This window comes from Mesorhizobium sp. WSM4871 (assembly GCF_055811295.1).
The window spans coordinates 275,943-287,287 of sequence record NZ_JBVVPU010000007.1 but is presented as its reverse complement, the minus strand read 5'-3'; the positions used below and the strand labels follow the sequence as shown (position 1 = coordinate 287,287).

At 62.0% G+C, this 11,345-nt stretch carries 15 protein-coding genes; 9 read left to right on the top strand and 6 right to left on the bottom strand.

The window, feature by feature from the left end:
- Window positions 1–321: 321 nt before the first annotated feature.
- A complete protein-coding gene (locus AC0L2H_RS16850) occupies window positions 322–1,275 on the top strand; it encodes an NADP-dependent oxidoreductase (protein WP_473591299.1) in 954 nt (317 codons plus the stop codon).
- Window positions 1,276–1,478: 203 nt separating this feature from the next.
- Here the strand turns inward: AC0L2H_RS16850 and AC0L2H_RS16845 are convergent, their stop codons facing one another.
- Both AC0L2H_RS16845 and AC0L2H_RS16840 read right to left on the bottom strand, forming a co-directional pair.
- Window positions 1,479–2,564 (bottom strand): DMT family transporter, encoded by a 1,086-nt coding sequence (locus tag AC0L2H_RS16845; protein WP_473591282.1) that lies wholly within the window; start codon window positions 2,562–2,564, stop codon window positions 1,479–1,481.
- A 16-nt stretch (window positions 2,565–2,580) separates the two neighbouring features.
- A complete protein-coding gene (locus AC0L2H_RS16840) occupies window positions 2,581–3,108 on the bottom strand; it encodes a MarR family winged helix-turn-helix transcriptional regulator (protein ID WP_473591281.1) in 528 nt (175 codons plus the stop codon).
- A gap of 67 nt (window positions 3,109–3,175) precedes the next feature.
- Here AC0L2H_RS16840 and AC0L2H_RS16835 point away from each other — a divergent pair, with 67 nt between their 5' ends.
- The gene (locus AC0L2H_RS16835) at window positions 3,176–4,069 is read left to right on the top strand and encodes an arginase family protein (protein WP_473591280.1); all 894 of its coding nucleotides are present in this window, start codon (window positions 3,176–3,178) and stop codon (window positions 4,067–4,069) included.
- A gap of 127 nt (window positions 4,070–4,196) precedes the next feature.
- Here the strand turns inward: AC0L2H_RS16835 and AC0L2H_RS16830 are convergent, their stop codons facing one another.
- The 3 genes from AC0L2H_RS16830 to AC0L2H_RS16820 form a co-directional block, all read right to left on the bottom strand.
- The gene (locus AC0L2H_RS16830; RefSeq protein WP_473591279.1) at window positions 4,197–4,667 is read right to left on the bottom strand and encodes an SRPBCC family protein; all 471 of its coding nucleotides are present in this window, start codon (window positions 4,665–4,667) and stop codon (window positions 4,197–4,199) included.
- 194 nt (window positions 4,668–4,861) lie between these two features.
- A complete protein-coding gene (locus AC0L2H_RS16825) occupies window positions 4,862–5,137 on the bottom strand; it encodes a hypothetical protein (RefSeq protein WP_473591278.1) in 276 nt (91 codons plus the stop codon).
- Window positions 5,138–5,215: 78 nt separating this feature from the next.
- Complete coding sequence (locus AC0L2H_RS16820) at window positions 5,216–5,962, bottom strand: DUF899 domain-containing protein (protein WP_473591277.1); 747 nt, start codon at window positions 5,960–5,962, stop codon at window positions 5,216–5,218.
- Here AC0L2H_RS16820 and AC0L2H_RS16815 point away from each other — a divergent pair.
- From AC0L2H_RS16815 to AC0L2H_RS16790, 6 genes are all read left to right on the top strand, one after another.
- Entirely contained in the window at window positions 5,955–6,365 is a 411-nt protein-coding gene (locus AC0L2H_RS16815) for an ArsR/SmtB family transcription factor (protein ID WP_473591276.1), read from the top strand. The two genes, AC0L2H_RS16820 and AC0L2H_RS16815, sit on opposite strands and share 8 nt — an antisense overlap.
- Window positions 6,362–6,811, top strand: coding sequence for an SRPBCC family protein (locus AC0L2H_RS16810; RefSeq protein WP_473591275.1), 450 nt, complete (start codon window positions 6,362–6,364; stop codon window positions 6,809–6,811). Before AC0L2H_RS16815 ends, AC0L2H_RS16810 begins: the two co-directional genes overlap by 4 nt.
- Window positions 6,812–6,813: 2 nt before the next feature.
- Window positions 6,814–8,046, top strand: a complete 1,233-nt coding sequence (locus tag AC0L2H_RS16805; RefSeq protein ID WP_473591298.1) for an epoxide hydrolase family protein — start codon at window positions 6,814–6,816, stop codon at window positions 8,044–8,046.
- Between the two features lie 29 nt (window positions 8,047–8,075).
- Window positions 8,076–8,303 (top strand): hypothetical protein, encoded by a 228-nt coding sequence (locus tag AC0L2H_RS16800; protein WP_473591274.1) that lies wholly within the window; start codon window positions 8,076–8,078, stop codon window positions 8,301–8,303.
- A gap of 124 nt (window positions 8,304–8,427) precedes the next feature.
- Window positions 8,428–8,841 carry a hypothetical protein gene (locus AC0L2H_RS16795; protein WP_473591273.1) on the top strand — a complete coding sequence of 138 codons (414 nt, stop codon included), beginning with the start codon at window positions 8,428–8,430 and terminating at the stop codon, window positions 8,839–8,841.
- Between the two features lie 6 nt (window positions 8,842–8,847).
- Window positions 8,848–9,237, top strand: coding sequence for a hypothetical protein (locus tag AC0L2H_RS16790; protein WP_473591272.1), 390 nt, complete (start codon window positions 8,848–8,850; stop codon window positions 9,235–9,237).
- Window positions 9,238–9,284: 47 nt separating this feature from the next.
- Here AC0L2H_RS16790 and AC0L2H_RS16785 read toward each other — a convergent pair whose 3' ends face one another.
- Window positions 9,285–10,178 carry a LysR family transcriptional regulator gene (locus AC0L2H_RS16785; RefSeq protein WP_473591271.1) on the bottom strand — a complete coding sequence of 298 codons (894 nt, stop codon included), beginning with the start codon at window positions 10,176–10,178 and terminating at the stop codon, window positions 9,285–9,287.
- A 102-nt stretch (window positions 10,179–10,280) separates the two neighbouring features.
- On the opposite strand from AC0L2H_RS16785, the gene AC0L2H_RS16780 reads away from it, so the two are divergent.
- The gene (locus tag AC0L2H_RS16780) at window positions 10,281–11,096 is read left to right on the top strand and encodes an SDR family NAD(P)-dependent oxidoreductase (RefSeq protein WP_473591270.1); all 816 of its coding nucleotides are present in this window, start codon (window positions 10,281–10,283) and stop codon (window positions 11,094–11,096) included.
- Window positions 11,097–11,345: the final 249 nt, after the last annotated feature.

Sequence of the window (11,345 nt, the reverse complement as noted above, 5' to 3'; positions counted from 1 at the left end):
CGGCGTCCTTCAGGGCGTTTCGCGATCAATCGGAACGCAGGATGCCGCATCTAGCGGTATAAGTCGTTCTTTGCTCATGCCGGCCGAGAAGCAGACTGTCACTCTTCGCGGCCTGCAGGCTGCACGGGATGGTTGCCTGCCCGGCTTCGAACACCAATTGGTCAATCCATATCGAGTACCTGTTTTGATTGGCCCAAAGACGTTATGAAAAATATGTACTCGGCACATAATAAGCACGGCGATCAGGCTCCTAAGTCCGAAAACTTGACCGCTTTACGTCGAGGCGGGGCTGTCCTGGTGAGTAGAGCGACGAGCAGATCCATCAGAGCAGTGCAATTCAACAGATTTGGTGGCCCTGAGGTCCTGGAAATTGTTGATCTCCCCGCACCAGTACCAGGCCCCAGACAAGTCCGCATCTCCGTGCGCGCGGCTGGCGTGAACGCGAGCGACTGGAAAAAGCGGCAGGGTCTGGTGGACCAAATTCTTCCCCAAACGCTGGGCTATGAGGCGGCAGGGATCGTCGATCTGGTGGGCACTGGTGTCACCGATATTGCAGTCGGCGATCGCGCCTTTGGCTTTTGCGCTGATGGCGCCGCACAGGCAGAAGAAGCTGTGTTGAGCTATTATGCATCAATTCCGCCATCCCTGGATTTCGAGATCGCTGCCGCATTGCCCAGTGCGCTGGAGACCGCCGCCCGCGCCTTGAGGCAGCTTGGCGTTACCAAGGGGGCGACGCTGCTGGTCAACGGAGCTTCCGGAAATATTGGCTCGGCTGCGGTTCAATTGGCGGTCGCACATGGCGCGCGGGTGATCGGTACGGCCAGCCCGGGAAAGCACGACTTCCTGCGCTCTCTCGGGGCGGAGCCGATCGCCTACGGCAAAGCCATGGCTGATCGCATCAGGGCTGCGGCTCCGGGTGGCGTCGACTTGGCGCTTGATGTCGCCGGAAACGGGATACTACCCGAGCTTGTTGACCTTACCGGAAGCGCTGAGCACGTTGTCACGATTGCCGATCCTGCCGGAGCCAAGGCGAACAACGTGCACTTCAGTCGGGGGGAAGACGGGAGAGCATTGCAAGTGCTGACCGAGATTGGTGATCTGGTCAGTTCAGGCCGCTTCAAACTGCCGGACGTACAGGTGTTTCCCCTGACAGATGTCGCTGAGGCGCACCGCATTGGCGAGACCGGGCGCGCGACCGGAAAGCTCGTTCTTGTCGTAAAGAGCGGTGGCGCGGTGACAGAGTCAGGTCGAAACGGCGGCCCCGGTGTAGTCTGATAGGCAAGTAAAGGGCGGCATCAATGGTCGGTGCTCGTTGCGCTCAGCCTTGCCCGACTCATGGGAGTACTGGACAATGCGAACGCGACGCTAGCCGAATTGATCATTCGGCCTATTTCCAACGGCGCCCGCCGTTCAAGCCGAAGTCGCAGACCGAGCACGAGAGATCCGATGATCGAGGCGAGGCCATGGCAGACGCCAGGTCAGCGTCGTCGGGCCGCAACGTCCAGGATCAGAAACCCAGAGACGATCGCGACGCCGAGTGCGGTTAGCCACGACCGTGCATAGGCGGGTGAGAAGCCCTCGATCCCAAGGGTAAGGATCGGCTGTACCGCCATCGTCACCATGACTGTGTAGGGATCGCAACGGCCGACCCCGATCTGAAGCAGGTAGAGGGGCGCCAGCACGCCCACGACAGACACGACCAGAAGCATTGCGAGGCTTGCGGGCCGAAGGAGGCGAACCCGGTTCCTCGTAAGGCGGCCAGCGCCAGCACCACGCATCCCAACAGAATTCCCAAACATATTGTGACTTGAAGGAGGGCAGGGCGCACGCCGGTGGTCGCCAGCGTGATTAGGACCACGATGATCGGTGGCACTTCTTGCGATCACGATTTCGGCGCTCAACCTTCTGTCCGTTGTCACGTCTTTGTCTCCGCTCTTGCACAAAATCGGCGATGAGTTTGGATTTGGCGCCAGCATGATCGGCGGCTTCGGCATGCTTCCCCCTGCCTGCCTAGCTTTATTTGGAACCCTCACGCTCAGCACCGCATAGAGCGCGCCGATCGCCGCCGAGGCGAGCACCAGCAGGTCGCCATCACGCGGGCGGCCGGCGCTGGCCAGGTCCGGCCCGGTGACCAGCAGCAGGCCGGCCACGATCACGGCGAGCACGATGAAGAACTGCTTTTTAATGCGTTCGCGAAGCAGCAACGCGGCCAACAGCGCAATCAACACGGGCTCGGCCGAGGCGATGATCGACGCATTGCCGGCAGTCGTTCGCGCCATGCCGAATGCAAACACTGTATAAGAAACGGCATACTCGATGGCCCCGGACGGTATGCTGCGTTTCATCACAGCGCCGATGGGCCATCGACCAAGCACCGCGCTGATTCCACCGAGCAGTGCGACGGAGGCGGCGAGCTGGATCAGGGCCAGTGTGAAGACATCGAGTCCCGCGTCCAATGCCGCGCGCGAGGTAACAATGCCGAAGCCCCAACCCGCCGCCGACAGGACTCCCAAAACCGTAGGCCACAACGGCATGCGTGCGATGTTGGTGAGGGACATGAGCATGGGCGGCACCAGATCCTCACCGGTCCTTCTCGCGCGCCGCCTGCTCAACCGGACAGACGTTTGGCGGGCAGTTGTCGAGATCGCAGAGCCGGCAGGTATGGTCGCAGGTCTCCCGGTCCGAAGTCATGGCCGTCAGCATGCGCTCGAGCAACTGTTCCAATGAGCTCCGCTCCTGAGATTCGAGCTGCGACAGAGCCCGGTCGAGCACGTCACGCCGCGCAGCAAGAATGGCGACCACGCGGGCTCGGCCGGCTTCGGTTGCGCTCAGCCTTCGCTCACGCCGATCAGCGTCACTGATCTCGCGCGTGACCAGTCCTTCGCGCACGAGACGATCGACCAATCGTGTCGTCCCCGCCGCCGACAGGCGCAGGGTGCGCGACAGCGAGTCGATGGTCTCGTTCGGCCAGGTGGCGATCTCGACGAGCGCGGCCGCTTCCGTCGGACCTCCGCTGGCTCGCTTGCGGATGGCCAGATAGAACTCGTCGGTGATCGCGAGCGCGAGCGCGCCGAGAAGGTTAGCGGTTCGATTATTTGTTTGCATCATGCAAGGAACTCCTGCCGGCGCTCAACGTTCCACCTGGGGACACCTCATGCAACAGCCGGAGGCACCGATGTCGACTTATTCATATGCAATCCTCGAAGCGCCTTCCGCTCTGGGGCTATCGACCGAGGGGGTGGAGCGCTTGCCTGAGCAGCTCCTGAAACTAGGCCTCGCGGATCGGATCAATGCTCGCCACGCCGGGCGGCTGGCGGTGCCGCCCAGGCAATCGACGCCCGATCCGGAAACCGGCGTCCTGAACGCCAAGGCTATCGCAAGCTGGTCGCCCAAGCTTGCTGATGCGATGGAGACGCTGCTCGACGCGGGCGAGTTTCCCATTGTGCTCGGCGGCGACTGCACGATCCTGCTGGGATCGATGCTCGCCCTCAAACGGCGCGGCCGCTACGGTTTGCTCTTTATCGATGGCAATGCCGATTTCTTCCAGCCCGAGGCCGAACCCAAGGGCGAGGGCGCGTCAATGGATCTTGCTTGGGCCACTGGCCATGGGCCGCCGCTTCTGACCGACCTTGAGGGCCGCGCCCCATTGGTCCGTCCTGAAGATGCTGTCGCGTTCGCGTATCGTGATCACAAGGATCAGAAGGAGTATGGAAGTCAGCCGCTGCCCAAGGAGCTAAAGGCGCTTGATCTTCCTGCCGTGAGGGAGGTGGGAATCGAGAAAGCGGCACGCGAAGCGGTAGATCACCTGACGCGCGCGGAACTGGACGGCTTCTTCATCCATCTCGATGCCGATTGCCTCGAAGACGCTATCATGCCGGCAGTAGATTTCCGTGTGCCGGGCGGGCTGTCGTGGGACGAGCTGGGGGCTGTACTCCAGGTCGCTCTGGCGAGCGGCAAGGCGGTCGGGATCGAGGTCACCATCTACAATCCGCGCCTCGACAAGGAGGGCAGTGCTGGGCGTGGTCTGGCTGACGTGCTGGTCGCAGCGCTCGAAACTGCAGCACGATGACCTAGAATCGTCGGACGCTTGAAATTGTCTCGACTGGTCGAACCCGCTGCAAAGCGGCGGGCTCCATAGGATGCCGTCACGTTGATCCTCCGGGGATGCAACCGTCGTTGACGGCTGCACGGCTCGATCACAGAGACTTCGCGACCTTTTCGAGCTGATCAGTGGTCTGTCCCCAACCCTCGTGAAAGCCCATCTCTTCATGCTGGGCACGCGCTTCGGTCGTCCAGTGGCGTACCCGTGCGGTGTAACGCGTCTTTTCGCCTTCATCCTCGAAGGTGAGGATGAGGAGCATGAACGGCTGTCCCTCCTTGGGCGCCCAGGCGCTCTCGAACGCATCGGTCGTGACGAGCTTTTCGTTCTCTATTACCTCAAGATAGATGCCGCCATTGGGCATCTTGCCGCCCTCGGGGCTTTGCATGACGATCAGGTTCGCCCCGCCGGGGCGGACATCGAGAGTTGCCTCGGCCGTAGTCCAGGGCTCAGGCGCGAACCATTGCTTGAGCAGGGTGGGATCGGTCCAGCAGCGGTAGACCGCCGAGCGTGGGGCGTCGATGAGGCGGCTCAGGACCAACTCGCGGTCGGCTGGGAAATCAGACATGCAATATTCTCCGAGGTTATGGCTGGACGATGTCGGTGCAGCGTCTCAGCGCGTCAAGGCAGTGGCCGTTTACGACCATTGTGCGAAGAATCAGCTTTTCGATCGCTCGACCAGCGATCGCACATAGTCTTGCAGCGTCGTGGAGCCGCGAACCGGCTCCTCCGGTTTGGCGGTATCGTTCACCACTGTGCGTGTCATGCAAGCATATGATTTCGCGGCCCGTTGAGCAGCCCGATCACCGTCGGTGAGGAAAACACCGCAACGTCGATGCGGCCGGCGCGCAGTGCCGCGATGTTGGTCTCGATATCGGGGAACTGGAGGATGCGGTCCTCCGGCACGCCCTCGGTGATGGCGTTCTTGATGACATTGCTACCTCGGCCGCCGCCTATGATCGCGTCGGATTTCTTGGCAAGGTCCGCGTAGCTATGGATCGCCTTCGAAGGGGCCCCATCAGTGCCTTCTGGGACCACCAGCCAACACTCCTTCGATGTCGTAGTACTGGTTGACCGGTCCCGTTTTGACGTAACCGCTTTTCGTTTGATTGACGCTCATGACTGTGACCTCGCTTTAGCAACGTCTCCGTAGGCATCGTGCAGCCGCCACCATGTATACGGCTCGCCCTGTGGGCGATCGATTGGCGCGTCCTGCCAATCCTCCTGTCGTCCAAGCGGGGTGATATCAAGGAAGGACCAGACCGGGCCGATCTCTTCCACGCCGCGGCCGTTCATGAAGTAGGAGCGGAATATACGGTCGCCTTGCCGGATGAAGACGTTGAGGCCGAACATCTCCTCAACGCCGAAATCCTTCGAGAAGCTGTCATCCGAGAGCGAAAAGAATGTAAGATGTTCCCAGCCCATGCGCTGGCGCAGGGTCTTGATCCTATCGATAGGGGCGGCGGTGACGAAGACGAGTGTCGTGTCGCGGGCGGCCAGATGCGCGGGATGACCGACCATGTCAGTGAACATGGAACAGCCACTGCATGCTCCATCCGGCCAGTTCTCGACGTCCGGCGCGTAGAAGAAGCGGTAGACGACCAGTTGCGTCCGCCCTTCGAACAGGCCGAGCAGGTCCGTTTCGCCGTCCACGCCTATGAAACGGTAGTCGGTCGAAACCTCCATCACAGGCAACCGCCGGCGCTTCGCGGCGAGTGCGTCCCTGGCTTTCATCAATGCCTTTTCCTCGACGAGAAGCTGGTTGCGGGATAGCTGCCAATCTTTCTGCGAAACCACGTTCAGACCGCCGATACTGTCGACCATCGACGGCGCCGGAATGCCGGGACCTTCCTGCTTGGCCATTTCTCTTTCTCCTAAAAATCTTGATGCTCAAGGAACAAATAACCGATCGGTTAGTTCCCATGAAATGAGCCTGAGCCATCTTTCGTCGAACCTCGACAAAGCGTTCGCATCGCTCGCGGACCCAACTCGCCGCGCCATTCTGGAGCGCTTGACCCACGAGCGGGAGGTCGCCGTCGGGGACCTGGCAGAACGGTTCCCGACGTCGCTGACAGCCGTCATCAAGCACATCGACGTGTTGTGTGACGCTGGGCTGGTACAACGTATTCGGCGCGGCCGTAACGTTTGCTGCAGTCTTGTGCCCGACCCGATGGCTGAGGCCAAAGCGTGGCTGGAGCGAAATCTTGCTTTCTGGAATGCCAGCTTCGATCGGCTCGGCGAGATTGTGGACGGAGAAAAGGAATGAAGGGGGCCAAGCTTCAAATCATTCGCCGCTTCCGGGCATCGCCCGAGAAGGTCTTTGCAGCATGCACCGATCCCTCGACAATGGCCCGATGGTTCGGGCCCAAGGATTTCCGGGTGACCGAACTGGAAGCCGACGTCCGTGAAGGCGGCACATTCGCCTTCCGCATGGTCGGACCACCCGGGGAAATGGCGGCCGGTGGAACCTACGAAGTCGTCGAGCCACCAACCCGGCTGGTCCACACCTGGCAGTGGACGGATGGGCCTGCGGAGTTCCCCCCGGATGGGGTTACGTCCCGCATCACCTACGACTTCTCCGCCGACGGCACCGGAACGCGACTGACCTTCACCCAGGAGGGCCTGCCCAATCAGGAAGAGGCAGACAGTCACACGCAAGGTTGGAGCGAGGCACTCGACAAGCTCGAAGCCATTCTGGGAGGATCGCTGTGACAATGTCGGCCATGCCTTTCTCCCGTCGTTCCCTATTGAAAGGCGCGGCCGTTTCGCTGGCTATCAGTGCGCTACCCGCGACCGCGAAAGCAGCCGACCCATTCGAGCCGTTCACCTATCACGCACCCGACGAGGCGTTGGCAGACCTTCAGAGACGGCTCAAGGCGGTCCGGTGGCCAGAAGCGGCAACCGAGCCCAGCTTTGTGCAAGGGCCGCCGCTTGAAAAGCTGCAGGCGCTGATCGGCTATTGGCATGATCGCTACGACTGGCGGCGGACCGAATCCCGGCTGAACGGTTGGCCACAATTCAAGACCGAGATCGACGGGCTTGGCATCCATTTCCTGCACGTGCGCTCAAAACATGCAAACGCGCTGCCAATCATTCTCACCCACGGCTGGCCAAGCACGATCCTGCTGTTTCAGAGGGTCATCGCGCCGTTGACCGATCCGACCGCGCATGGTGGGAGGGCCGAAGACGCCCTTCACCTCGTTATCCCGTCACTGCCCGGCTACGGCTTCTCCGACAAGCCGAGGGAGCCGGGCTGGAACGCCGAGCGAACAGCGCGGGCGTGGGCAGAGTTGATGCGCCGCCTGGGTTACGGCCGCTATGTCGCGCAGGGCGGCGACTGGGGGGCCTTCGTCACGACGGCGCTGGCGCAGCAGAAACCGCAGGGGTTGAAGGCGATCCACCTCAACTTCGCCCAGACCATACCTGACAAAATCCCGGAAAAGCTGGAGCCCGACCAGAAGAAGGCCGTCGAAGCGTTCAGGAAATTCCAGGAAACCGGCTTCGCCTACGGTATGCTGCAGGCAACGAAGCCACAATTGGCAGGCTACCTCCTGTCGGACTCGCCGATGGCGCAGGCTGCCTGGCTATACGACATCTTCGACGGCGGAACAGGCGCGACCGGCAAGCCCGAGGATTTTCTGCCGCTCGACGACATGCTGGATGAGATCACGCTCTACTGGCTCAGCAGCTCCGCCGCGTCCTCTGCGCGGTTCTATCGGGAGCAGGCAGCGGTCTTGAAAGGACACAACAATCCCGGCGTGGTCGAACTGCCGGTCGGCGTTACGGCCTTTCCGCACGATCTGCCGCCCGCGAAAAGCTGGGCACCCCTCGTCTATCCAAACCTGTTCTACTGGAATGAACCGGCCCGCGGCGGACACTTCGCGCAGCTAGAAGTGCCCGAGCTGTTCGTCGCCGAACTGCGAAACTGCTTCAGCACATTCAGATGAGGAGACAGCCATGCCGGACCGCTCGTGCCGTGGGGAATGCGCTTCAAGCCTATGTCGACAAGGATCGCGACGCGATCGAGGCTGTTATCGGCGACCCGTACAGCTTCACCAGTCCAATCGACAATGCGCTGAGCCGGGAAACCTACTTCGAGCGCTGCTATTGGCATACCGGCCAATTCTTCCTCATTCAGGACGAGAAAGCCCGTCCTGGCGGCGAGGTGTTCGATACGCTGAGTGTCGTGGGCGTCCATCCCTAAACTGGCCGATACTTCTGCCGCAGCTTCGAAAACCACCCCTTCAGTCGCGACTACGATGTGTCGGTAGCTGGAGATACCTGGACGTTTTCCGGTCCAACCGAACGGGCGACGATCACCGTCGGTGATGGCGATCGACGCCAGAATATCGTGTGGGAATGGCGCAACAACCCCAGCGGAGTTTGGTTGCCGCTGTGCGACCGCGTTGCCCGTCGCAAGGGTTGACGCTGGCGTCACCTGTGCGGCCGGGCCGCACGGCACCCTTCAGGAGTTGGACCAGGGGCTTTTCACGGTCTCCGCCGAAATAACGATGCCCCTGGGCAATTTTCCGAGGCGAATGACCGTTGTCGGTCTTCGCAGCAAGCGCACCGCGATCTGGAGCGCGGTGCCCTTGCGCGAGTCTGAAATGAAGAAGATTGAAGCGTTGGGCGAGCCTTCGTTCCTCATCGTGCCAGGCATTGGGCATAGGCTGGATGTCAAACCCTGGAAGCTACCCCAAGGCGAGGGTGGTCTGCGCGCCTGGTGTTCGCAAATCCGTTGAGGAGCGATGCCGGTCGATGCGACCACCGATGTTCTCGACGACGACAGCGTCGATCTCGAAACGGTACCCGGCGTTGGCAAGATGCAGTCGGCCCTGCTCGTTCGGCGCAAGGGTGGCACGACGCTAATCGTCAACGACATCCTCGCCAACGTACGTCACCCGCATGGGATCGGGGCCCACATCATGGCGCGGCTGCTTGGATTTGGCGTGACGCGGCCGATGATGCCAAGGGTAGGAAAATGGATGTTCGTGGACCACCGCAAAGCGCTTGCTGGTGGGTTTCGCAAATGGGCGAAGGAACAAGAACTGGCCCGGATCGTGGTTCGTCATGGCGACGTCATAGATAAGGACCCGCGCGTCGTGCTGGAACGAATCGCAGCGGAGCCTGGTGGCTAGTAGCGTCTGAGAACCTGTTTTTGACAGAAGTGTTGATCAGCCAAGCTTCACACGGCCCTGTGTGCTCGAAGCGCCTCCTTGAAAAGTTCGAAGGCCGTCGTGCCTCGCCGGTCAGGGTAGTAGAGGTGGTAGCCGGCGAACGGCTCGCACCACGGTTCCAGCAGGCGAGTGAGACGGCGATCGGCAATCGACGCCGCCACCAGATCCTCCAGGATGTAGAGAATTCCGAAACCTTCAAGGACAGCGGCCACCAGCAGGTCTCCATCGTTGAACACCGGCCCGCGGCCCGGCGTGACCGTCACCGCATGGCCGTCGCGCTTGAACGACCAGGGAGACAGATCGCCGTGCACATCGCCGTAGGCGATACATCGGTGCCCCGTTAGATCGGCGGGCTCCATCGGCGACGGATGGTCTTTCAGATAGCTGGGGGCCGCCACCACCGCCACGCGGAGCGGAGGGCCGATCGCCAGCGCGATCATGTCCTTCTCCAAACGTTCGCCGAGCCGGATGCCCGCGTCGTAGCGGCCCGCTACGACGTCGGTCATTCCGCCCTCCACGCACACCTCTATCTCAATGCCAGGGTGGCGGCGCATGAAGGAGGGTAGCATCGGCCACAGTAATGTGTCCGCTGCGTGTTTGCCCGTCGTGATCCGGACGGTGCCGATCGCTGCCCCACGTGCCTGTGACAGCGCCTCGATCTCGTTATCCAACCCGGCCAGTGCCGGCGACAGGGTGGCGAGCAGGCGCTCGCCGGCGGCGGTTGGGGCGACGCTGCGCGTCGTGCGGGAGAGCAGGCGGAAACCGAGTTGGCCCTCCAGCCGCTTCATGGTCTGGCTCAACGCCGACTGCGTGACGCCGAGCCGCCGCGCAGCGCGCGTGAAGCTGCGGTCGGAGGCGATCGCCGCGAAGACCGCGAGGTCGCCGAGCTGATCCGGACGCATTGATAATCCCGGCTACTAGGGCCCATTAGTGATTAGGCGGTTATCTCAATCCATTAGCATGACTACTTAGCTAGCAACAGTGCAAGCGACGAGGAGAAGGCGATGAGTAAGGTTTGGCTGGTGACGGGCGCAAGTCGGGGGCTTGGGCGCGAGATCGCGCGCGCGGCGCTCGATGCGGGCAAAACGGTTGTGGCAACGGCGCGGTCTGCCGACGCGGCGCGTGACGCCTGCGGGGGCGAACAAGATCGCCTGCACGCACTCGCGCTCGACATCACCGACGCCGAAGCCGCGAACTCGGTCGCCGCCGACATCATCGACCGGTTCGGTGCAATCGACGTGCTGGTCAACAATGCCGGCTATGCCGAATTGGGTTTCTTTGAGACCTTCACCGATGCCGCGGTGCGCCGTCAATTCGAGGTCAACCTGTTCGGCACAATGAACGTCGCACGCGCGGTCGCCCCCCACATGCGTGAGCGTCGCTCAGGTCTCATCGTCACCATCTCGTCGGTCAGCGGACTGGTCTCCAACGGCGGCGGGGCGGTCTACTCGGCGTCGAAGTTTGCGGTCGAGGGATGGATGGAAGGCTTCGCGCAGGAGCTGGCACCGTTGGGCGTCCGCTCGCTCCTGGTCGAGCCGGGGATGCTGCGCACGGACTTCATGGACCGAAAGTCGGCGCGCTTCGGCAGGATCGACATTCCAGACTATGCAGAAGCGACTGCGCAGTATCGATCGTTCGTGGACGAATCCAACGGCAACCAGCCGGGCGATCCGAAGCTGCTCGCCGCGCGGATCGTGGCGCTTGCTTCGCAGGGCGAGGCGCCATCGCGGCTCATCTTCGGCGACGACGCCCGTCAGTGGGCCCGCGCAAAGGTCGACCAATTGCGGCAGGAGATCGCCCAGTCAAGCGATCGCGGTTGACGCGACATGCGGCCGACAGCCCTGGGGGGACTCACACTTCCCAGAACGAGGATCGAACGATGGGACGATTTGAAGGTAAGACCGTGCTGATCACGGAAGCGTCGCGAGGCCAGCATCCTCGCTCGCGCGCGGGTTCGCAAGGGATGATCCCTTGCGGCCGAGTGGGCGCGAATTCCGGGCCTGAATACGTCAGGAGTTCCAGATCGCCGGCGCCACTTTGTCGGCGGTTCTCTGCTCGCCCGCGCCGGT

Coding starts and splice junctions, on each gene's coding strand:
- AC0L2H_RS16785 (WP_473591271.1), bottom strand. CDS start 10,178: ATGCGTCCGGATCAGCTCGGCGACCTCGCGGTCTTCGCGGCGATCGCC.
- AC0L2H_RS16835 (WP_473591280.1), top strand. CDS start 3,176: ATGTCGACTTATTCATATGCAATCCTCGAAGCGCCTTCCGCTCTGGGG.
- AC0L2H_RS16780 (WP_473591270.1), top strand. CDS start 10,281: ATGAGTAAGGTTTGGCTGGTGACGGGCGCAAGTCGGGGGCTTGGGCGC.
- AC0L2H_RS16820 (WP_473591277.1), bottom strand. CDS start 5,962: ATGGCCAAGCAGGAAGGTCCCGGCATTCCGGCGCCGTCGATGGTCGAC.
- AC0L2H_RS16795 (WP_473591273.1), top strand. CDS start 8,428: ATGGCGATCGACGCCAGAATATCGTGTGGGAATGGCGCAACAACCCCA.
- AC0L2H_RS16790 (WP_473591272.1), top strand. CDS start 8,848: ATGCCGGTCGATGCGACCACCGATGTTCTCGACGACGACAGCGTCGAT.
- AC0L2H_RS16840 (WP_473591281.1), bottom strand. CDS start 3,108: ATGATGCAAACAAATAATCGAACCGCTAACCTTCTCGGCGCGCTCGCG.
- AC0L2H_RS16845 (WP_473591282.1), bottom strand. CDS start 2,564: ATGCTCATGTCCCTCACCAACATCGCACGCATGCCGTTGTGGCCTACG.
- AC0L2H_RS16810 (WP_473591275.1), top strand. CDS start 6,362: ATGAAGGGGGCCAAGCTTCAAATCATTCGCCGCTTCCGGGCATCGCCC.
- AC0L2H_RS16805 (WP_473591298.1), top strand. CDS start 6,814: ATGTCGGCCATGCCTTTCTCCCGTCGTTCCCTATTGAAAGGCGCGGCC.
- AC0L2H_RS16830 (WP_473591279.1), bottom strand. CDS start 4,667: ATGTCTGATTTCCCAGCCGACCGCGAGTTGGTCCTGAGCCGCCTCATC.